The 20,680-nt window shown below is 70.2% G+C and carries 16 protein-coding genes; 13 read left to right on the top strand and 3 right to left on the bottom strand.

Annotated features, from left to right (window positions below; genetic code table 11):
* The first annotated feature begins 81 nt into the window (after positions 1 to 81).
* From AC07RV_RS40335 to AC07RV_RS40310, 6 genes are all read left to right on the top strand, one after another.
* Entirely contained in the window at positions 82 to 252 is a 171-nt protein-coding gene (locus AC07RV_RS40335; RefSeq protein ID WP_007838397.1) for a rubredoxin, read from the top strand.
* 81 nt (positions 253 to 333) lie between these two features.
* Entirely contained in the window at positions 334 to 732 is a 399-nt protein-coding gene (locus AC07RV_RS40330) for a response regulator (RefSeq protein WP_057590817.1), read from the top strand.
* Positions 733 to 1,098, top strand: coding sequence for a response regulator (locus AC07RV_RS40325; RefSeq protein WP_057590818.1), 366 nt, complete (start codon positions 733 to 735; stop codon positions 1,096 to 1,098).
* Between the two features lie 19 nt (positions 1,099 to 1,117).
* Entirely contained in the window at positions 1,118 to 1,651 is a 534-nt protein-coding gene (locus tag AC07RV_RS40320; protein WP_093347913.1) for a chemotaxis protein CheW, read from the top strand.
* A 46-nt stretch (positions 1,652 to 1,697) separates the two neighbouring features.
* Positions 1,698 to 4,022: a methyl-accepting chemotaxis protein gene (locus AC07RV_RS40315; protein WP_093347910.1), complete on the top strand. Its 2,325-nt coding sequence runs from the start codon at positions 1,698 to 1,700 to the stop codon at positions 4,020 to 4,022.
* A 25-nt stretch (positions 4,023 to 4,047) separates the two neighbouring features.
* Positions 4,048 to 10,200, top strand: a complete 6,153-nt coding sequence (locus AC07RV_RS40310) for an Hpt domain-containing protein (protein ID WP_296781754.1) — start codon at positions 4,048 to 4,050, stop codon at positions 10,198 to 10,200.
* Between the two features lie 69 nt (positions 10,201 to 10,269).
* On the opposite strand, the gene AC07RV_RS40305 is transcribed toward AC07RV_RS40310, so the two are convergent.
* Positions 10,270 to 11,772 (bottom strand): cryptochrome/photolyase family protein, encoded by a 1,503-nt coding sequence (locus tag AC07RV_RS40305; protein WP_296781755.1) that lies wholly within the window; start codon positions 11,770 to 11,772, stop codon positions 10,270 to 10,272.
* Between AC07RV_RS40305 and AC07RV_RS40300 the strand changes: the two genes are divergently transcribed.
* Genes AC07RV_RS40300 through AC07RV_RS40275 form a run of 6 tightly spaced genes read left to right on the top strand, consistent with a single transcriptional unit; the run spans position 11,773 to position 16,379 of the window.
* Positions 11,773 to 12,372 carry a YqgE/AlgH family protein gene (locus AC07RV_RS40300; protein WP_093347901.1) on the top strand — a complete coding sequence of 200 codons (600 nt, stop codon included), beginning with the start codon at positions 11,773 to 11,775 and terminating at the stop codon, positions 12,370 to 12,372.
* Between the two features lie 11 nt (positions 12,373 to 12,383).
* Positions 12,384 to 12,824 (top strand): Holliday junction resolvase RuvX, encoded by a 441-nt coding sequence (gene ruvX / locus AC07RV_RS40295; RefSeq protein WP_208508677.1) that lies wholly within the window; start codon positions 12,384 to 12,386, stop codon positions 12,822 to 12,824.
* On the top strand, positions 12,821 to 13,327 hold the full coding sequence (pyrR, locus tag AC07RV_RS40290; RefSeq protein ID WP_093347898.1) for a bifunctional pyr operon transcriptional regulator/uracil phosphoribosyltransferase PyrR: 507 nt from the start codon (positions 12,821 to 12,823) through the stop codon (positions 13,325 to 13,327). The genes ruvX and pyrR overlap by 4 nt, the downstream gene beginning before the upstream one ends.
* Before the next feature lie 3 nt (positions 13,328 to 13,330).
* Entirely contained in the window at positions 13,331 to 14,293 is a 963-nt protein-coding gene (locus AC07RV_RS40285) for an aspartate carbamoyltransferase catalytic subunit (protein ID WP_208508678.1), read from the top strand.
* Entirely contained in the window at positions 14,290 to 15,576 is a 1,287-nt protein-coding gene (locus tag AC07RV_RS40280) for a dihydroorotase (RefSeq protein WP_296781756.1), read from the top strand. Before AC07RV_RS40285 ends, AC07RV_RS40280 begins: the two co-directional genes overlap by 4 nt.
* A 56-nt stretch (positions 15,577 to 15,632) precedes the next feature.
* Complete coding sequence (locus tag AC07RV_RS40275; protein ID WP_208508680.1) at positions 15,633 to 16,379, top strand: lysophospholipid acyltransferase family protein; 747 nt, start codon at positions 15,633 to 15,635, stop codon at positions 16,377 to 16,379.
* Between the two features lie 8 nt (positions 16,380 to 16,387).
* Here the strand turns inward: AC07RV_RS40275 and AC07RV_RS40270 are convergent, their stop codons facing one another.
* Together AC07RV_RS40270 and AC07RV_RS40265 are read right to left on the bottom strand one after the other, a co-directional pair.
* Positions 16,388 to 17,338 (bottom strand): universal stress protein, encoded by a 951-nt coding sequence (locus AC07RV_RS40270; RefSeq protein WP_296781757.1) that lies wholly within the window; start codon positions 17,336 to 17,338, stop codon positions 16,388 to 16,390.
* A 577-nt stretch (positions 17,339 to 17,915) separates the two neighbouring features.
* Positions 17,916 to 18,722 (bottom strand): IclR family transcriptional regulator, encoded by an 807-nt coding sequence (locus AC07RV_RS40265; protein ID WP_296781758.1) that lies wholly within the window; start codon positions 18,720 to 18,722, stop codon positions 17,916 to 17,918.
* A 185-nt stretch (positions 18,723 to 18,907) separates the two neighbouring features.
* Here AC07RV_RS40265 and AC07RV_RS40260 point away from each other — a divergent pair, with 185 nt between their 5' ends.
* The gene (locus tag AC07RV_RS40260) at positions 18,908 to 20,665 is read left to right on the top strand and encodes an FAD-dependent oxidoreductase (protein WP_296781759.1); all 1,758 of its coding nucleotides are present in this window, start codon (positions 18,908 to 18,910) and stop codon (positions 20,663 to 20,665) included.
* The last annotated feature ends 15 nt before the right edge of the window (positions 20,666 to 20,680 follow it).

The following is a 20,680-nucleotide window of genomic DNA, read 5'->3' as shown; positions in this document are numbered from 1 at the left end:
TGGGCGCGACGTTTACACGGCGCCAGTGAGATACGCATAGATACACTCGTTGCATTTAATGAACAAGGACTTTAAGCTCCGATGAATACGAAAACTTGGATGTGCCTGATTTGTGGGTGGATCTATGACGAAGCTGTAGGTGTACCGGAGGACGGGATTGCGGCAGGCACGGCCTGGGCCGACGTCCCGATGAACTGGACCTGTCCCGAGTGCGGTGCGCGCAAGGAAGACTTCGAAATGGTTGAAATCTGAAAAGCATGGCATAGAGCTACGCGATCTGCGCCGGTGTACGGCGCGGCGGGCATCCAAGTCTCATGAGCAGGAGCTTTTGCAATGGGCCCGAATGGATCAGGTTACAAGGTGCTGGTCATCGACGACAGCAACACCATCCGGCGCAGTGCCGAGATTTTTCTGAAGCAGGGTGGTCACGAGGTTCTCCTCGCCGAAGACGGCTTCGACGCGCTTTCCAAGGTTAACGACCACAAGCCGCACCTGATTTTCTGCGACATCCTGATGCCGCGGCTGGACGGCTACCAGACGTGCGCCATCATCAAGCGCAACGCTCATTTCTCCAAGGTCCCGGTCGTGATGCTGTCGTCGAAGGACGGCGTGTTCGACAAGGCGCGCGGCCGCATGGTCGGCTCGCAAGACTACCTGACCAAGCCATTCACCAAAGACCAGCTGCTGCAGGCCGTGCAGCAGTTCGGCAACGTTTCACAGGAAGTGCAGTAAATGCCCATTCGAAAAATCCTCGTCGTCGACGACTCCAAGACTGAATTGGTGTTCCTGTCCGACCTGCTCCACAAGAACGGCTTCGCCGTGAAGACCGCCGAGAACGCCGAGGACGCCATGCGCCGCCTCGAGGAAGACCAGCCCGACCTGATCCTCATGGACGTGGTCATGCCGGGCCAGAACGGCTTCCAGCTCACGCGCGCGATCGCCCGCGATCCGCAGTACGCCGCGATCCCGATCATCCTGTGCACGAGCAAGAACCAGGAAACCGACCGCGTCTGGGGCATGCGCCAGGGCGCGCGCGACTACATCGTGAAGCCGGTGAACGCGCAGGAGCTGATGTCGAAGATCAGCGCGCTGAACTGAGCGCGGATCTGCCGAGTCCATGGCGAATCGCGACGCACTGAGAGCCTTCCAGTCCCGGCTGGCGAGCCGCCTGCAGGCCGCGCGCACCACCGGCGTGGCCGCGACCTGGCTCGCGGTCGAGGCGGGCGAGGGCAAGTACCTGTTCCCGCTCGGCCATGCCGGCGAAATCTTTCCCTGGACGCCGCCGCAGCCCGTGCCCTACACGGCGCCGTGGTTCCTCGGCGTGGCCAACCTGCGCGGCGGCCTCTACGGCGTGGTGCAGCTGTCGGCCTTCGCCAGCGGCGCGCCCAGCGGTCCGGCCGCCAGCGAAGCGGCCCGCATCCAGTCGCGGCTGGTCGCGCTCAACGAGCTGCTCGACGTCAACTGCGCGCTGCTGGTCGACCGGCTGGCGGGGCTGCGCGGCGTCGAGGCTTTCGCGGCCTCCGAGCCCCCGGGCGCCGATGCGCCGCCCTGGGCCGGGCACCTCTACATCGACGCCGCCGGCGAACGCTGGCAGGAAGTCAACCTGCAGGCGCTGTCGCAGCAGCCCCAGTTTCTGAGTATCGGCGCCTAGCTGTCACAGGCGCCTCTGCACCCGACCACCACCTGAAGGACCGACCGTGAGCTCGATCGCCGACAAGTTCAAGAAATTACTGCCCGCCAGCGGCAACGACAAGGCCCGCGTCGATGGTTCGGGTTCGCTCGCGATCGACAACGTCGACACGGTGCAGGTCCCCGACGAGAAAACCGTGCGCATCGCGCGCGCGCCGGGCGACGGTTCGTTCGGCGGCGCGCCGGCCGCCGGCTCCTTCAGCGAAGGCGGTGCGCTGGTCGATGGCGGCGAGGCCGCCAACGAACCGGGCCGGCCCGATGCCGCCGACCTGCTCGCGGACGATGGCCGCGCCGGCCAGAGCCCCGCGCGCCAGCAGCGCGTGCTCGCGATCCTGTTGGCGGTGGTGGTGCTGGCGCTGCTGCTGGTCGCCGGTCTCGCCATCCTGCGCGCCGAACGGCTGGCGCAGCAGGTGGCGGCCACCGGTCAGTCGCTGATGCAGTCGCAGCGCCTCGCCAAGTCGATCTCGCAGGCCCTGGTGGGCAGCGCGCCGGCCTTCACCGAAGTGAAGGACAGCGCCGACGACCTCACGCGCCGCGTCAACGGCCTGACCAACGGCGACGAGGCGCTGCGCCTCGAGGCCGTGGGCGAGGCCTACGGCGAGGACATGGGCAAGATCGGCCCGCTGGTCGCGCGCGCCGACGCGAGCGCCAAGGCCGTGCTGGCCCAGCGCCAGATCCTGACCCAGGTGGGTGCCGCTTTGCGCGACATCAACCAGCAGTCGTCCACGCTGCTCGAGATGACCGAGACCGTCGCCTCGCTCAAGATGCAGCAGAACGCCACGCTGCCCGAGATCTCGGCCGCCGGCCAGCTCGTGATGCTGACGCAGCGCATCGGCAAGTCGACCAACGAGTTCTTCACGGTCGAGGGCGTGAACCCCGACGCCGTGTTCCTGCTCGGCAAGGACCTGAACACCTTCCAGGAAACCACGCGCGGCCTGCTCGACGGCAATGCGCAGCAGCGCTTCCCCGGCTCGAAGGACCCGCAGACGCGCCAGCAGCTCGAAGCCATCCTGAAGACCTACGAGCAGATGCGCACGCAGGCCTCGGCCATTCTGGGCAACCTGCAGGGCCTGGTGGCGGCGCGCGAAGCGCAGGCGTCGATCCTGACCGACAGCGAACCGCTGCGCAAATCGCTGGGCGAGCTGCAGGACAAGCTGTCGGCGCGCACCGGCCTGGGCGCCGGCACCATCGTGCTGCTGTTCGTGCTCTCGCTGGCCGCCCTCGCACTGGCCGGCGCCATCGGTTTCGTGCAGGTGCGCGAAGGCCGCGAACGCGCCGCCAACGCCGAGCGCGAACGTCTCTCGGCCGAGCAGGCTTCGGAGGAAGCCAGCCGCATCAACAACGCCAACCAGGCCGCCATTCTTCGGCTGATGAACGAACTGCAGACGGTGGCCGAAGGCGACCTGACGCAGGAAGCCACCGTGACCGAGGACATCACGGGCGCCATCGCCGACTCGGTGAACTACACGGTGGAAGAGTTGCGGCTGCTGGTGGGCAACGTGCAGAACACGGCCACGCGCGTGGCGCTGACCACCTCGCAGGTGGAAAGCACCTCGACCGAGCTGCTGGCGGCCTCGACCGAACAGCTGCGCGAGATCCGCGAAACCGGCCAGTCGGTGCTGACCATGGCGGAGCGAATCAACGGCGTGTCCTCGCAAGCGCAGGAGTCCGCCACGGTGGCGCGCCAGTCGCTGCAGGCCGCGTCCTCGGGCCTGCAGGCCGTGCAGAACGCCATCGGCGGCATGAACGCCATCCGCGACCAGATCCAGGAAACCTCCAAGCGGATCAAGCGCCTGGGCGAATCCTCGCAGGAGATCGGCGAAATCACCGAGCTGATCTCGGACATTACCGAACAGACCAACGTGCTGGCACTGAACGCCGCCATCCAGGCCGCGTCGGCCGGTGAAGCCGGTCGCGGCTTCTCGGTGGTGGCGGAAGAAGTGCAGCGGCTGGCCGAACGCTCCGCGGACGCCACGCGCCAGATCTCGGCGCTGGTGAAGGCGATTCAGACCGACACGCAGGATGCGGTGGGCGCCATGGAGCGCTCCACGCAGGGCGTGGTCGAGGGGGCCAAGCTGTCCGACAACGCGGGTACCGCGCTGTCCGAGATCGACCGCGTGTCGCGCCGCCTCGCCGAGCTGATCGAGCAGATCTCGCAGTCCGCCTCCCGCGAGGCCGATTCGGCCAACGTGGTGGCCGCCAACATCCAGCACATCTTCGCCGTGACCGAGCAGACCGGCGAAGGCACGCGGACCACCGCGCAGCAGGTGCGCGAACTGTCGCAGATGGCCGAGGAACTGCGTCGTTCGGTGGCCCGTTTCAAGATTGCCTGACACAGAAGAACGGCGAGCATCCAAGGTGGCTATCCAATCCCCCGTCGCGGCCCCCCTCGCCGGCAATCCGCCGGCCACCGAAGACCTCGGGCCGCTGGCCTGGGTGCTCGGAGAAATCCAGAAGTCGCTCGAGAACGTCGGCAAGTCGCTGCGCCGCTTCGCGCGCGACGTCGGCAATGCGGCCGAGATCGAGAGCGGTCCGCTGCAGATGGCGCGCCAGCAACTGCACCAGGCCGTCGGCGCGCTGCAGATGGTGGGCCACAACGCGCCCGCGCTGGTGCTCGGCTCGATCGAGTTCGCGGTGCAGGGCTTCGTGGCCGAACCGCAGCGCTGCACCGACAGCGCCGCGCTGAAGATCGAGCGCGCGGGCTTCGCCGTCACCGATTTCCTGCAGGCCCTGCTGGCCGGCAAGAACGTGTCCTCGATCGCGCTGTTCCCGCAGTACCGCGACGTGCTCGAACTGGTCGGCAACGAGCGCGTGCATCCGGCCGATCTCTGGAGCGCCAGCTGGCGCTGGGTCGAGATCCGTCCCGCGCTCACGCAGGCCTCGCTGGCCTACGACCCCTCGGTGCGCTCGCGGCTCGACCGCGAGGTGCTGCAGCTGGTCAAGACCGGCGACACGCAGGCCGCGCGCCGCCTGCAGGCGCTGTGCCTGGGGCTCGGCCGCGGCGCGCTGCTGCCGCGCGTGGCCAGCTTCTGGACCCTGGCGGCCGGCTTCTTCGAGGCGCTGGCGCTGGGCCTCGTGCCCGCCGACAGCTACGTCAAGCGCGCCGCCTCGCGCGTGCTGCTGCAGTACGCCACGCTCGCGCGCGGCGACAGCGTGGTGTCCGACCGGCTCGGCCAGGACCTGCTGTTCTTCTGCGCCCAGGCCATGCCCACCGCGCGCGACGAAGCCACCACCCTGCGCAGCGTGCGCACGGCCTGGGGCATCGCGCATGAACAACGCGTCGACTACACGGTCGAGCAGTTCGGCCGCTTCGATCCGCTGGTGCTGGCCCAGGCCCGCAAGCGCATCGAGACCGCCAAGGAGATGTGGTCCGGCCTCTCGGGCGGCGACATCACGCGCACCCGCCAGGTGGCCGACACCTTCGCCCAGCTCGGTGAATCGCTGCACCGGCTGCATCCGCCGAGCGAGCCGATGGTGCAGGCGCTCGCGCATGCGGTCGACGCCTCGGTGCGCAGCGGCCAGCCGCCCGACACCGAGCTCGCGATGGAAGTCGCGACCTCGGTGCTCTACCTCGAGGCCGCACTCGAAGACCTCGACCCCAGCGATCCGCAGCTCACCCAGCGCATGCTCAAGCTCGCCGGGCGCATCGAGCGCGTGCGCGCGGGCGGCCATTCCGAGCCGCTCGAGCCCTGGATGGAGGACCTGTACCGCCGCGTCAGCGACCGCCAGACCATGGGCACCGTGGTCGACGAGCTGCGCAGCCACCTGAGCGAACTCGAGAAGTCGCTCGACCAGTATTTCCGCCGCCCGGGCGAAAAGGGCCTGCTGCGCACCGTGCCGAGCCAGCTGCAGCAGATGCGCGGCGTGTTCTCGGTGCTCGGCCTCGACCAGGCCGCCCACACCGTGCAGCGCATGCGCGACGACGTGGAGTCCATGGTGGGCAGTGCCTCGCCGGCCGACGAGATGGCCGGCTTCGACGCGCTGGGCAACAACCTCGGCGCGCTCGGCTTCCTGATCGACATGCTGGGCTACCAGCCGGCGCTGGCCAAGCGCCTGTTCGTCTTCGACGCCGAGGTCGGCGAACTCAAGCCGTTGATGGGCCGCCAGGCCGCCGATGCCGAGGACGCCGAGAGCGTGGCCGCGCCGGCCGCCGAGCCCTTGCTCAGCATCGAGGAAGTCGATGCCCAGATCGCGTCGAAGCTGGCCGCGCTGGCCACGCCGGCGCGCAAGGCCAAGCCCTCGCCGATCGAGGAATTCAGCCGCAAGGCCGACAGCTGGACCGCCAAGATCGTCGGCCCCGGCGCGCTGCCCGACACCGAGGTCACCGAGCTCGAGGAAGACGACCTGCAGAACATCTTCCTCGACGAGGCGCGCGAGGTGGTGCACAACGGCCAGAACGCGATCGTCGCGCTCGGCAGCCGCCCCGAGGACACCGACGAGCTCACGATCCTGCGCCGCGCGTTCCACACGCTCAAGGGCAGCTCGCGCATGGTCGGCCTCACCGACTTCGGCGACGCCGCCTGGTCGCTCGAACAGGTGGTCAACACCTGGCTGGCCGACCAGCGCCCCGCCACCCCCGAGCTGCTGGCCGGCACGCAGCAGGCGCTGCGCGACTTCGGCCTGTGGGTCGAGGACATCGCGGCCTCGGCGCCGCATGGCTGGCAGTCCGCCCCGTTCAGCCGCCTCGCCGAAGCCTTGCTGGCCGGCGAGCCGGTGCCGACCGCGCCGCCGCGCGTGGCCGATGCCGAGGCGCTCGCGATCGCGGCGCGCCAGATCGCCGCCGATCCCCTGCCCACCTCGCCGGCCCCGCTCGAGGAGCTGCCGCCGCAGTTCGCGCTGCCGGCCGCGGCCGCGCAGGCGCTGCCCGAGTTGCCCGAGCTGCCGGACCTGTCGCTCGAACCGGCCGACGCCTCCGACACCTCCGACGTGCCGCAGGCCGCGTCGCGCACCGTGGGCCCGGAGGACGACGACTTCGTCTCCACCGACTTCCTCGACTTCGAGACCCGCGAGCCTTCGTCCACCGCGCCGGCACCGCTGCCGACCGCGCTGAGCGACGGCATCGACTTCGATTTCCTGGCGCCGATCGGCGCCGCCGCGAAGGCGTCCCAGCCGGCCGAGGAGGCCGCGATCGAGGCCGCCGGCCTGTCCGAACTGCCGTCCTCCGCGCTGTCGATCGACGCCGCGCAAGCCTCGGCCGAGCGCGCCGAGGCCACCGCGCCCGCGCTGCCCGACCTCGACTGGACGCCCGAGCCGCTGCCGCTGCGCGAAGCCAGCGATGCCGGCACGGCCGCGCCGATCGACTTCCCCGAGATCCAGCTCGAGCCCGTGGAGGCTTCGGCCGAGTTCGCCCAGGCCGCCGTGGTCGCGCCCGAACCGGCCGCGCCCGAGACCGCCGCGCTGCTCGATGTCGCGGCCCAGGCCCTGCCGCTGGAGGCACCGGCCGAGCCCGAGGAAACGGTGCAGTCCGAGGCCGCGCCCGCCGCGGAGGCGCCGGCCGTTGCCGAGCCGCAGCCCGTGCCCGTCGAATCCGTCGACACCGTCGAGGTGACCGCCGCCGGCAGCGCCGACGACCAGGTCAAGGTGATCGGCCCGCTGCGCATCGGCATCGCGCTCTACAACGTCTACCTCAACGAGGCCGACGAATGGTCGCGCCAGCTCGCCACCGAGGTCGGCGAGTGGGCGCTGCAGCCCTACGAACGCGTGGCCGACTCGACCATCGCGCTGGCCCATTCGCTGGCCGGCAGCTCGGCCACGGTCGGCTTCCACAGCCTGTCGGGCATGGCGCGCTACTTCGAGGCCGCGCTGCAGCACCTGCAGATGCAGGGCAGCGGCACGCGCGAGCAGGGCATGGTGCTGGTCGCCGCGGCCGACGAGCTGCGCCGCCTGCTGCACCAGTTCGCGGTCGGCCTGCTGCGCGACCCCTCGCAGCAGACGCTGCAGGCGCTGCGCGACATCGCGGCCTCGCCGATGCCCTCGCCCTATGCCGAGGAGCTGGCACGCGACGAGCCGCGCGCACCGCTGCAGGTGGTGTCGCCGCAGGGCGGCGCCGACGTGGCGCTTGACGACTCCGAGGACGCCATCGATCTGGCCGACGCGGTCGACGTCGACCTGTTCCCGATCTTCGAGGAAGAGGCGGCCGAACTGCTGCCGCAGCTCGGCGAGGCGCTGCGCCAGTGGTCGCACCACCCCGACGACGGCGCGCCGCGCACCTCGGTGCTGCGTACGCTGCACACGCTCAAGGGCAGTGCCCGGCTGGCCGGCGCCATGCGCCTGGGCGAGCGCGCGCACCGCATGGAATCCGAGATCGAACTGCTGGGCACGCAGGGTCACGTCGACCGTTCCGACATCGAGAAGCTGCTGGCGCGCCTCGACACGCTGCAGGCCACCTTCGACGCGCTGCGCGCGGCCGACGATGCGACTCAGGTCGAGCTGGCGCAGCGCGTGGCGGAAGCCACGGCCACGCCCGCGCCTGTCACGCCGATCGAGCATCCCGAGCTGCGCGCCGAGCCCGCCAACGACGCCATCGCCGCGGTCGATGCCGACACCGACGCCGAACCGACGGCCGCCACGCCCGCACCGGTGCGCCCGGCCCCCGCCACGCTTGCGCCGCTGCGCGCGCCGGTCGGCCAGGCCGTGCGCATCCGCACCCAGCTGCTCGACCGCCTGATGGCGCAGACCGGCGAGGTCATCATCACGCGCTCGCGGCTCGAGGCCGAGATCGGCTCGCTGCGCGGCTCGCTGGCCGACCTCACGGGCAACCTCGACCGCCTGCGCCAGCAGCTGCGTGACATCGAGGTGCAGGCCGAGAGCCAGATGCAGTCGCGGCTGGCGCAGGCCAAGGATTCGCAGCAGGGCTTCGACCCGCTGGAGTTCGACCGCTTCACCCGCGTGCAGGAACTCACGCGCATGATGGCCGAGTCGGTGAACGACGTGGCGACCGTGCAGCGCACCCTGCAGAAGACGGTGCAGGCGACGGAAGACGACCTCAGCGTGCAGGCGCGCCAGACGCGCGAACTGCAGCGCGGCCTGCTGCGCACGCGCATGGTGGAGTTCGAGGGCATCTCCGACCGCCTCTACCGCGTGGTGCGCCAGGCCTCGAAGGACACCGGCAAGCAGGTGCGCCTCGACATCACCGGCGGCTCGATCGAAATGGACCGCGGCGTGCTCGACCGGATGACGCCGGCCTTCGAGCACCTGCTGCGCAACTGCGTGGCCCACGGCATCGAGGACGCCGCGCGGCGCGAGGCTTCCTGCAAGGACGCCAGCGGCCTGATCGTGATCGACCTCGCGCACGAGGGCAACGACGTGTCGGTGAGCTTCCGCGACGACGGCGCCGGCCTCGACCACGAGCGCATCGCCGAGCGAGCCCGCTCGCTGGGCCTGCTCGCGGCCGACCAGCCGCTCACCCCCGAGGAGGCCACCGAGCTGATCTTCCGGCCCGGCTTTTCCACGGCCGGCCAGGTGTCGGAACTCGCGGGCCGCGGCATCGGCATGGACGTGGTGCGCGCGCAGGTCGCCGCGCTCGGCGGCCGCATCGAGACGCGCAGCCAGCCGGGCCAGGGCACCACCTTCAAGCTGGTGCTGCCGCTGACCACCGCGGTGACGCACGTGGTCATGCTGCGCTTCGGCGAGGTGTCGATCGGCGTGCCGTCGAACCTGGTCGAGCTGGTGCAGCGCGTGAACGCCACCGACCTCGAGTCGGCCTACCTGCACGACACCCATCCGTTCGGCAGCGAACAGGTGCCGTTCTACTGGGGCGGTGCGCTGCTGCAAGCCTCGCCGCGCAGCGAGCACATCGCGGGCCGCACCAACACCCTCGTGATCGTGCGCAGCGCGGCGCAGCGCGTGGCGCTGCACGTCGACGAAGTGCTGGGCAACCAGGAAGTGGTGGTCAAGAACCTCGGGCCGCAGCTCGCGCGGCTGCCGGGCCTGGCGGGCATCTCGGTGCTGGCCTCGGGCGCGGTGGCGCTGATCTACAACCCGGTGGCATTGGCCGCGGTGCATGGCGAACAGGCGCGCGCGCGCCAGGCCGCGGCGCTGGCGCAGCCGGTGGCGGCGGCCGACGAGCCGCGCGGCCCGCATGGTCAGGACCCGGCCGCGGCGCTGGCGCCGGTGGTGCCGCAGATCCCGCTGGTGCTCGTGGTCGACGACTCCATCACCGTGCGCCGCGTCACGCAGCGCCTGCTGCAGCGCGAAGGCTACCGGGTCTCGCTGGCGGCCGACGGCCTGCAGGCGCTCGAGCGGCTGCAGCAGGAACGCCCGGCGGTCGTGCTGTCCGACATCGAGATGCCGCGCATGGACGGCTTCGACCTCGCGCGCAACATCCGCGGCGACGCGGCGCTGGCCGAGCTGCCGATCATCATGATCACCTCGCGCATCGCCGAGAAGCACCGCGACTATGCGCGCGACCTCGGCGTGAACCACTACCTCGGCAAGCCCTACTCCGAAGAAGAGCTGCTGCGGCTGGTGCGCGCCTACACCAGCGACACGGCGACGCTCGCGGCGGCCTGAGGCGCGCGCCTGCGAAAAAGCCCGGACGGCGACGCACCTCCGGGCTTTTTCTTTGGGGGACGGCCGGCGCTACTTCTTCGCCAGCGTCTTGCTGCGCGCCACCGCGTAGCGCTGCAGCGTGCGCTCGCGCGCCTCGGCATGGTCGACCACCGGCACCGGGTAGTTCTCGCCGAGCTTCACGCCGGCGGCCTCGAGTTCAACCGGCGTCGCCGTCCACGGCGAGTGGATCGCGCCGTTCGACAGCCCCGCGAGCTGCGGCAGGTAGCGCCGGATGAACTTGCCGTCGGGATCGAAGCGCTCGCTCTGCGTCACCGGGTTGAAGATGCGGAAGTAGGGCTGCGCGTCGCAGCCGCTCGAGCTGGCCCATTGCCAGCCGCCGTTGTTCGAGGCCAGCTCGAAGTCGTTGAGGTGCAGCGCGAAGTAGGCCTCGCCGCGGCGCCAGTCGAGCCCCAGGTCCTTGCACAGGAAGCTCGCCACCACCATGCGCAGCCGGTTGTGCATGTAGCCGCTCTGGTTGATCTGCAGCATGGCCGCGTCGACCAGCGGATAGCCGGTGCGGCCCTGGCACCAGGCCTCGAACAGCTGGTCGGCGTGCTTGCCGTGGTGCCACTGGATCTTGTCGTACTCGGGGCGGAAGCTCTTCGATTCGCCCTTGGCGTGCACGTGCGGGAAATGGGCCAGGATCTGGAAGTAGAAGTCGCGCCAGATCAGCTCGCTGAGCCAGGTCGCGGCGCCCGCGTCGCCCCGCAGCGAGAGCTGGCGCGCCACGCCCGCCACCTGCCGGATCGACACCGTGCCGAAGCGCAGGTGCACGCCCAGGTAGCTGGGCCCGCGCACCGCCGGATAGTTGCGCGCCGCCTCGTAGCGCTCGATGCGCTCGAAGAAGTCCTCGAACAGGATCGCCGCGCCGCGCGTGCCGGTCGGGATCTCGAGCGTGCCGAGGTTGCTCTTGGCGAAGCCCAGCGCCTCGAGCGAGGGCACGGGCGCGCGGTAGCCCTCGGGCGGCGGCACCAGGGCGTCGGCATGGCCGCGGCTCGGGTAGGACTTGAGGAAGAAGTCGTCGACCTTGGCCAGCCAGGCCCGCTTGTAGGGCGTGAAGACCGTGTAGGGCTGGCCGGTCTTGGTCATCAGCTCGTCGCGCTCGAAGACCGTCGAGTCCTTGTGGGTGTGGAAGCTCACGCCCGCATTGGCCAGCGCACCGAACACGCCGGCGTCGCGCGCCAGCGCCCCGGGCTCGTCGTCGCGGTTGGCGAACACCGCCTGCACCTCGAGCGCGCGCGCCAGCGCCGGGATCTCCTCGGCCGCCGCCGCATGCCGCACGATCAGCCCGCCGCCGAGCGCGCGCAGCTCCTCGTCGAGCTCCAGCAGCGATTCGCGGATGAATTCCACCCGCCGGTCGACCCGTGGCAGGGGGTCGAGGATCGCCGTGTCGAACACGAACACGCAGACCAGCTGGCGGCAGCTTCGCAGGGCGTGGTAGAGGGCCGCGTTGTCGTCCACGCGCAGGTCGCGGCGGAACCACATGAGCCCTTTGGGGTAGGTCTTGTCGACGGCCAGTAAAATCGGAGGCATATGGCTTCCGATTCTGCCCCGATGAACCTGACGCATCACTTTTTGATAGCGATGCCGGGCCTGGAAGACAAGACCTTCAACCGCAGCGTCGTCTACCTGTGCGAGCACAGCGAGCGCGGCGCCCTGGGCCTGGTCATCAACAAACCCAGCGACATCAACCTCAAGGTGCTGTTCGAGAAGATCGAGCTGCACCTCGCGCGCCCCGAGCTCGGCGAAGCCCCGGTCTTCCAGGGCGGCCCGATGCAGACCGAGCGCGGCTTCGTGCTGCACGAGCCGGTCTTCACCGAGGCCGACAAACCCGAGGAATCGGTCTACGCCTCGACCATGACCATTCCCGGCGGCCTCGAGATGACCACCTCGAAGGACGTGCTGGAGGCCCTGGCCACCGGCGCCGGCCCGCGCAAGGTGCTGGTCTCGCTGGGCTACGCGGCCTGGGGCGAGGGCCAGCTCGAGTCCGAACTGGCCGAGAACAGCTGGCTCACGGTGGGCGCCGACCCGGCCGTGATCTTCGACACCCCCATCGACCAGCGCTACGACAAGGCGCTGCTGCTGCTGGGCCTGGAGGCCTGGAAGCTCTCGCCCGACGCGGGGCATGCGTGAACGCCACGGCCATGCCTGACGCGCCAGCTTCCGCTTCCAGCCCCGCTTCCCTTCCCGTTCCCGCCCATTTCCAGAGCTTCCTGGCCTTCGATTTTGGCCAGAAGCGCACCGGCGTGGCGAGCGGCAACCGGCTGCTGCGCAGCGCCACGCCGCAGGCCACCATCAAGGCCGAGGGTGCCGATGCCCGCTTCGCGCAGGTCGAGGCGCGCATCCGCGAGTGGCAGCCCGATGCGCTGGTGGTGGGCGTGCCCTTCCATCCCGACGGCGCCGCGCACGAGAACACCCGGCGCGCGCAGAAGTTCGCGCGCCAGCTGCGCGGCCGTTTCAACCTGCAGGTGTTCGAGGTCGACGAGCGCTACAGCACCACCGAGGCGCTTTCCCAGGGCGCGCGCGATGCCGATGCCGCCTCGGCCTGCATCATCCTGGAGCAATTCTTGAGGAGTCTTCCGTGAGTTCCACCCCCGCCATTCCCGACGCCGAGGCGCTCTACACGCAACTGCTGGCCGGCGTCCGCGCGCTGCTGCGCCCCGACACCCGGCTGGTGGGCGTCACCTCGGGCGGCGCCTGGCTGGTCGAGCGGCTGCAGAAGGACCTGGGCCTGGCCGGCGCGCCCGGCGTGATCTCCTCGGCCATGCACCGCGACGACTTCGCGCGCCGCGGCCTCGCGGCCAGCGCGCAGACCGCGCTGCCCTTCGACGTCAACGGCGCCGACGTGCTGCTGCTCGACGACGTGCTCTACACCGGCCGCACCATCCGCGCCGTGCTCAACGAGCTGTTCGACTTCGGCCGCCCGGGCTGCGTGCGCCTGGCCGTGCTGGTCGACCGCGGCGGGCGCGAGCTGCCGGTGGCGGCCGACTTCGCCGCCACCACGCTCGCGCTGCCCCATTCGCAGTCGCTGGCGCTGGCGCGCGCGGACGACGGCGCCTTCAGCCTCCAGGTCGAGGAAAGCAAGTAAGCCATGCTCTACAAGCGCAATCCCCAGCTCAACAAGAACGGCGAGCTCATCCACCTGCTGTCGATCGAGGGCCTGCCCAGGGACATCCTCACCCACATCCTCGACACCGCCGCCAACTTCACGAGCGTGAGCGACCGCGAGGTGAAGAAGGTGCCGCTCTTGCGCGGCAAGAGCGTGTTCAACCTGTTCTTCGAGAACAGCACGCGCACCCGCACCACCTTCGAGATCGCGGCCAAGCGGCTGTCGGCCGACGTCATCAACCTCGACATCGCGCGCTCCTCGGCGAGCAAGGGCGAGTCGCTGCTCGACACCATCGCCAACCTGAGCGCGATGGCGGCCGACCTGTTCGTGGTGCGCCACAGCGAGTCGGGCGCGCCCTACCTGATCGCGCAGCACGTCGCGCCGCACGTGCACGTGGTGAATGCCGGCGACGGCCGCCACGCGCACCCGACGCAGGGGCTGCTCGACATGTACACCATCCGCCACTACAAGAAGGACTTCGCCAACCTCACGGTGGCGATCGTCGGCGACGTGGTGCATTCGCGCGTGGCGCGCTCCGACATCCACGCGCTCACCACGCTGGGCTGCGCCGAGGTGCGCGTGGTCGGCCCCAAGACCCTGGTGCCCGGCGACATGGCCGGCATGGGCGTGCGCGTGTGCCACACGCTCGAGGAGGGCATCAAGGACTGCGACGTGGTCATCATGCTGCGGCTGCAGAACGAGCGCATGAGCGGCGCGATGCTGCCCTCGTCGCAGGAGTTCTTCAAGACCTACGGCCTCACGCCCGAGAAGCTGCAGCTCGCCAAGCCCGACGCCATCGTGATGCACCCGGGCCCGATCAACCGCGGCGTCGAGATCGACTCGGCCGTGGTCGATGGCCGGCAGAGCGTCATCCTCCCGCAGGTCACCTTCGGCATCGCCGTGCGGATGGCCGTGATGAGCATCGTCGCAGGTAACGAAGCATGAACATCCACATCACCAACGGTCGCGTGGTCGACCCCGCCTCGGGCACCGACAAGCAGGCCGACATCGCCATCGCCGACGGAAAGATCGCCGGCATCGGCAACAGCATCCCCGCCGGCTTCAAGGCCGAGCGCACCCTCGACGCCAGCGGCTGCATCGTCGCGCCCGGCTTGGTCGACCTCGCCGCGCGGCTGCGCGAACCCGGCTACGAGCACGAGGGCATGCTCGAGAGCGAGATGGCCGCGGCCGTGGCCGGCGGCGTCACCAGCCTGGTGTGCCCGCCCGACACCGACCCCGTGCTCGACGAGCCCGGCCTGGTCGAGATGCTCACCTTCCGCGCCGGCAAGCTGCCGGGCGCGCGCCTGTTCCCGCTCGGCGCACTCACGCGCGGCCTGGCCGGCGGCGTGCTGACCGAGATGGCCGAGCTCACCGAGCGCGGCTGCGTCGGCTTCAGCCAGGCCGACGTGCCGCTGGCCGATACGCAGGTGCTGCAGCGCGCGATGCTCTATGCGAGCACCTTCGGCTACACCGTGTGGCTGCGCCCGCAGGACCGCGACCTCGGCAAGGGCGTGGCCGCCAGCGGTGCGCTCGCCACCCGGCTCGGCCTCGCCGGCGTGCCGGTGGCGGCCGAGACCATCGCGATCTTCACCATCGTCGAGCTGATGCGCAGCACCAAGGCGCGCGTGCACCTGTGCCGCCTCTCGAGCGCCGCGGGGCTCGCGCTGGTGCGCGCCGCCAAGGCCGAGGGCCTGCCGCTGAGCTGCGACGTCAGCATCAACTCGCTGCACCTGGCCGACACCGACATCGGCTACTTCGACAGCCGCGCGCGCCTGAGCCCGCCGCTGCGCCAGCAGGGCGACCGCGACGCGCTCTCGGCCGCGCTGGCCGACGGCACCATCGACGCGCTGGTGTCCGACCACACGCCGGTCGAGGCCGATGCCAAGAACCTGCCGTTCGCCGAGAGCGAGCCCGGCGCCACCGGCCTCGAGCTGCTGCTGCCGCTGGCGCTGCAATGGGGCGAGCGCAGCGGCGCGGGCCTCGTGCGCGCGCTCGAGGCGATCACGAGCGCGCCCGCGCGGCTGCTGCCCGGCACCGAAGCCTGCGCCGGCATCGGCCGCCTCGCCGTCGGCGGGCCGGCCGACCTGTGCGTCTTCGATCCATCCCTCGAATGGCAGGTCACGCCCGAGGCGCTGCGCAGCCAGGGCAAGTACACGCCGTTCGGCGGCTACGCCATGCAGGGCCGCGCGCGCCACACCCTCGTGGCCGGACGCGTGGTCCACGGCTGAGCCGCGTTCCGGCGCGCGACGACGACAACAACAACAGGAAGAAGGCGGTCGGGCCGATGCTGCATTCACTCAAGGCACTGCGCCGGCTGCTGCATGCGATCGCGCATGCGGTCGCCGGCTGGTGGACCATCCGCTTCACCTTCCCGGGCCTCGACCAGGCCGAGCGCAACGCGCGCGTGCAGGCCTGGGCCGCGCGCATGCTCGAGATCATGGGCATCACCTTGCGCGTGCAGGGCACGCCGCCCGCGCACGGGCCGGTGCTGCTGATCTGCAACCACCTCTCGTGGCTCGACATCACGGTGATCCACGCGGCGCGCCACGTGCGCTTCGTGTCGAAGTCCGACGTCAAGCACTGGCCGCTGATCGGCACGCTGTCGAGCGGCGCGGGCACGCTCTACATCGAGCGCGAACGCCGCCGCGACGCGCTGCGCGTGGTGCACCACATGACCGACGCGCTGCGCAACGGCGACATGATCGCGGTGTTCCCCGAGGGCACCACCAGCGACGGCCGCGGCCTGCTGCCGTTCCACGCCAACCTGCTGCAGGCCGCGATCTCCTCGGGCGCGCCCGTGGTGCCGGCCGCGCTGCGCTTCGCCGATGCCGCCACCGGCGAGACCAGCCAGGCGCCGCGCTACATCGACGACGACAACCTCGCCACCTCGCTGTGGAACACGCTGCGCGCGCCGCCGCTCTTGGCCATCGTGCGCTTCGGCGAGCCGCAGTCCTCGTACAGCCGCGAGCGCCGCACCTGGGCGCAGACGCTGCACGAGGACGTGCAGCAACTGCGCCGCGACACGCACTGAGCGGGTCTTCAGCGAGCCGGCTGCAGCGCCCGTGGCATGACGGCCGACGGGCTGTAGCCGCGCCGATCGGTGGGCACCACCAGCACGTCGCCCGTGGCCCAGCACAGCACGCGCTGCGCGACGCTGCCGAAGAAGAAATCGGCGAGCGGATGGGCGCGCCGCTTGCCGACCACGAGCAGCTCGGCGCGTGCGTGCTGCTGCTGCACCGTGGCCTGCCGCGCCGGGTCGCCGCGACCGATGGTCGACAGCACGCGGTTGCGCCGCGCGCTCGATGAATCGGTCAGCGAGAACAGCCGCTCGCGCGCCTGTCGCTGGCAGTCGTGGCGGTAGGTCCTGATGGCGTGGTCCGAGACCTCGGCATAGCGCAGCTTGCTTTCGTGCATCGTGTTGAGCGCATGGAACAGCTCGAGCGCGGCGTTGGCGTCGAGGCCATGGGCCAGGCTCACGAGTTCGTGCGATGCGGGCGTGAAGTCCACGGCCACCAGGATGCGGCCATAGCGCGGCCGCGCGGCCAGCCGCGTCACGAGCACCGGGCAGCGCAGTTGCCGCAGCAGGCGCTCCACGGGCTGGCCCGTGAAGAAGGCGCCGGGCGAACGGTCGCGTTCGTGCCGCAGCACCACGAGGTCGGCGTGGCGCGCTTCATCCACGATCTGCGCGAGGCCGCCGCTCGAGATCGCGACCTGCTTGACCAGCACATCGAAGCGCGCGGCCATGGCGCGGGCCAGGGCCGCGAGCGCGGCGGCCGCTTCAGCGTGCGCGAGCGGTGCGAGGCTCGCGGGCGCGTACATGAGCTTGAGCAGCGCGCCGTGGTCCGCCGCGAGCCGGGCGGCGCGTTCGACAGCGTGCTGGCTGCGTGCCGACAGATCGGTGAGCGCGAGGATGGATTGAAAGCAAGGCGTGCCGGATGCGGCGTTGCCGTCGGGACGCACGTGCTCCCGCTGAACCTGGGGGTGATGCATGACGCACTCCATTCGAACGCGCCCCTGATGACGGGGGCGCAGTCACGCAGGGCGAGGGCCCGGCGGTCGATGGTCTGCGTTGAAGGTGAAGGGAAGGAGGTGGACCGCCGGGCTCAGGAATGTGCGGGCGTTGGCCGAGCCGCCGCCGTCATCCACGCACGCGCCAGCGTGCAGCCGCCGAAGCGGAACGCCGGGGTGTGGAACAGCGAGTGAGCATGCATGCGGCGGAGTCTAGGCCGGATGCGGCCGGCACCCGCTCAGTACCCGCACGGCCTTTGCCAGATTGAGGGAGGCGCCGAGACCCTCCCAAAAAAAAGCGCGCCCCGAGGGACGCGCATCGGTGCACGAGGCACCGGAGGAGTAGAGGAAGAGCAAACGTAAAAGAGACGAGCGCGGGTCAGAGAATCCCGAAGATCTTGAGACCGATGATCACGGTGATCGGCACGCCGCAGGCCCAGAGGATGAGGCTTTTCATGAAGGTTCTCCTGTGTTGTGAGTGGCTTGCAGATTCACACGCGGCGAGGGCCGCGCATTGCAAGAGAACCGAGGCACCGTGCGTGGGCAGGTGCCTACATCTTCAGCCGCGCGCGGCAGGCACCTCGGGCGGCACGTAGCCGAGCCGGCGCGAGATCTCGAGCGCGCAGGCGCGCAGCGGCACCGCCACGCGGCCTTCCCAGTCGCTGTCGAAGGTGGCCTCGGGGCCCATCGCGGTGATGCCCAGCACGATGTTGTGGGTCGAGTCGAATACCGGCGCGCAGAAGGCGTCGATGCCCGGGATCGGCTGGCCCAAGGTGCGCGACATGCCGTGCATGCGCGTCTCCACCAGCAGTGCCTCGAGCTGCGACTGCGACAGCTCCTCGGTGCCGCGGCCGCCGGCCGGGCCACGCAGGCGCGCGAGGTCGTCCACCATCATCTTCTCGACCACCTTGGGCGGCAGGTAGGCCGCGAACAGCCGGCCCGTGGCCGTGTAGGCCAGCGACATCACGGTGCCGGTGCGCAGGTTCACGTGCAGCGGATGGATCGGTTCCTCGAGCCGCACCACGGTCGGCCCGAAGTTGCCCCAGACCGCGACCGCGATGCTCTGCTCGGTTTCCGAGGCCAGCGCCTCGATCAGCGGCGAGGCCTCCTTGATCGGATCGAGCCGCTGCAGCTTGGCCAGCCCGAGCTGCAGCGCCAGCGGGCCCAGTTCGTAGCGGCCCGCGCTGTCCTGCACCACGAAGCCGACCTTGAGAAAGCTCACCAGGTACGGATGGGCCTTGCCCACTGGCACGCCGGCGGCCTTGCCGAGGTCGCGCAAGGCCATGGGCGCGACATGCCGCCCGAGGGCGACGAGCAGCTGCGTTCCTATTTCGACGGATTGGATGCCACGTCTCGGCTTTTCCATGGGGCGCCCGGCGTGGGGGTTGAGAGTGGGGGCGAGTATAGCCATCAGGGTTTCTACTGATATTGTCGTGTTCAATCGATGATGACTGATCATCTGATAGTAACTAAACGACTTGACCATATCAATGTCGCTGCCTAAACTTCGCGGCAACTTAAGTCCTACAGAAACAAGGCAGACAGGCAGAGATGGAACAGAACACGTTGGAATGCGATGTGCTCGTCGTCGGCAGCGGCGCCTCGGGCATGGCGACCGCGATCACGGCGGCGTCGCAGGGTTTGAAGGTGCTGGTGGTCGAGAAGGAACCGCGCTTCGGCGGCACCACCGCGCGTTCGGGCGGCTGGCTGTGGATCCCGGGCACGCGCCTGGCCACGGAGCAGGGCATCCACGAGCCGGCCGGCGCCGCGCTCGACTACATGAAGCACGAGACCACCACCCACTTCGACGCGGCGCGCGTGAGCGCCTTCCTCGAGATGGGCCCGAAGGCGATCGACTTCTTCACGCGCAACACCTGCGTGCAGTTCGACATGCCGCCGGTGTTCCCCGACTACCACGCCGAGGCGCCCGGCGGCCAGCCGGGCGGGCGCTCGATGGTCACGCGCCCCTTCGACGGCCGCGAGCTCGGTCCGCGCATCAAGCAGCTCGCGCCGCCGCTGCCCGAGCTCACGGTGTTCGGGATGATGTTGGGCTCGGGCCCCGAGATCAAACACTTCATGCGGGCCTTCAAGTCGCCGACCTCGTTCTGGTACGTGACCAAGCGACTGAGCCGGCACTTCCTCGACGTGCTGCGCCACGGCCGCGGCATGACCCTGACCAACGGCAACGCGCTCGCGGGCCGGCTCGCCAAGGCCGCGATGGACCAGAACATTCCCGTGTGGCTCTCCTCGCCCGTGAAGAAGCTCGTGGTCGAGTACGACGGCGTGTCGGGCGCGGTGGTGCAGCACGAGGGCAAGAGCGTGCGCGTGGTGGCCAAGCGCGGTGTGGTGCTGGCCTGCGGTGGTTTTCCTTATGACGTGGAGCGCCGCAAGCAACTGTTTCCGCATGCGCCCACCGGCAAGGAGCACTACTCGCCATCGCCTTCCACCAACACCGGCGACGGCCTGCGCCTGGCCGAAGCCGTGGGCGGCCGCGTCGACGGCACCATCCCGCATGCCGCGGCCTGGGTGCCCGCATCGGTCACCACGCGCCCCGATGGCACCAAGGGCGTGATGCCGCACTTCATCGACCGCGCCAAGCCCGGCGTGATCGCGGTCACGCCCAAGGGCCGGCGCTTCGCCAACGAGGGCAACTCGTACCACGACTTCGTGCAGGCGATGGTCAAGGCCTGCGCCGGCGAGCCCGAGGTCACGGCCTGGCTGCTGTGCGACCACAAGGCGCTGCGCGACTACGGCCTGGGCTGCGTGGCGCCGGCGCCGCTGCCGATCGGCCGGCACCTGAAGAGCGGCTACCTGAAGCACGGCGCCAGCATCGGCGAACTCGCGCAGCAGATCGGCATCGCGCCTGAGGTGCTCGAGGCCACGGTGAAGGAGTTCAACGACAGCGCGCGCACCGGCGACGATCCGCTGTTCGGCAAGGGCAGCAAGGCCTACAACCGCTACCAGGGCGACGCCAACGTCACGCCCAACCCCTGCGTCGCGCCGCTGGAGCATGGCCCCTACTACGCCATCAAGCTCGTGGTCGGCGACATCGGCACTTTCGCCGGCCTGGTGGTGGACGAGAAGACCCGCGTGCTCGACGTCAACCGCCAGCCGATCAAGGGCCTCTACGCGGTCGGCAACGACGCGGCCAGCGTGATGGGCGGCAACTACCCGGGCGCCGGCATCACGCTCGGCCCGGCGCTGACCTTCGGCTACGTCGCGGGCCTGCAGGTGGCGCAGGGCGCCACGGTCGCCGCCGCGTTGCAGGTCGAACAGCGCGAGGCCGTGCCCGTGCGCCGCACCGCCTGAGACCTCTCCCCTTCA

The organism is Variovorax sp. GW821-FHT09B01, assembly GCF_059418345.1.
The sequence above is the reverse complement of the archived record's forward strand: the minus strand, read 5'-3'. Positions and strand labels throughout refer to the sequence as shown.

Coding starts and splice junctions, on each gene's coding strand:
- AC07RV_RS40335 (WP_007838397.1), top strand. CDS start 82: ATGAATACGAAAACTTGGATGTGCCTGATTTGTGGGTGGATCTATGAC.
- AC07RV_RS40330 (WP_057590817.1), top strand. CDS start 334: ATGGGCCCGAATGGATCAGGTTACAAGGTGCTGGTCATCGACGACAGC.
- AC07RV_RS40325 (WP_057590818.1), top strand. CDS start 733: ATGCCCATTCGAAAAATCCTCGTCGTCGACGACTCCAAGACTGAATTG.
- AC07RV_RS40320 (WP_093347913.1), top strand. CDS start 1,118: ATGGCGAATCGCGACGCACTGAGAGCCTTCCAGTCCCGGCTGGCGAGC.
- AC07RV_RS40305 (WP_296781755.1), bottom strand. CDS start 11,772: ATGCCTCCGATTTTACTGGCCGTCGACAAGACCTACCCCAAAGGGCTC.
- AC07RV_RS40300 (WP_093347901.1), top strand. CDS start 11,773: ATGGCTTCCGATTCTGCCCCGATGAACCTGACGCATCACTTTTTGATA.
- ruvX (WP_208508677.1), top strand. CDS start 12,384: ATGCCTGACGCGCCAGCTTCCGCTTCCAGCCCCGCTTCCCTTCCCGTT.
- AC07RV_RS40285 (WP_208508678.1), top strand. CDS start 13,331: ATGCTCTACAAGCGCAATCCCCAGCTCAACAAGAACGGCGAGCTCATC.
- AC07RV_RS40280 (WP_296781756.1), top strand. CDS start 14,290: ATGAACATCCACATCACCAACGGTCGCGTGGTCGACCCCGCCTCGGGC.
- AC07RV_RS40275 (WP_208508680.1), top strand. CDS start 15,633: ATGCTGCATTCACTCAAGGCACTGCGCCGGCTGCTGCATGCGATCGCG.
- AC07RV_RS40270 (WP_296781757.1), bottom strand. CDS start 17,338: ATGCATCACCCCCAGGTTCAGCGGGAGCACGTGCGTCCCGACGGCAAC.
- AC07RV_RS40265 (WP_296781758.1), bottom strand. CDS start 18,722: ATGGAAAAGCCGAGACGTGGCATCCAATCCGTCGAAATAGGAACGCAG.
- AC07RV_RS40260 (WP_296781759.1), top strand. CDS start 18,908: ATGGAACAGAACACGTTGGAATGCGATGTGCTCGTCGTCGGCAGCGGC.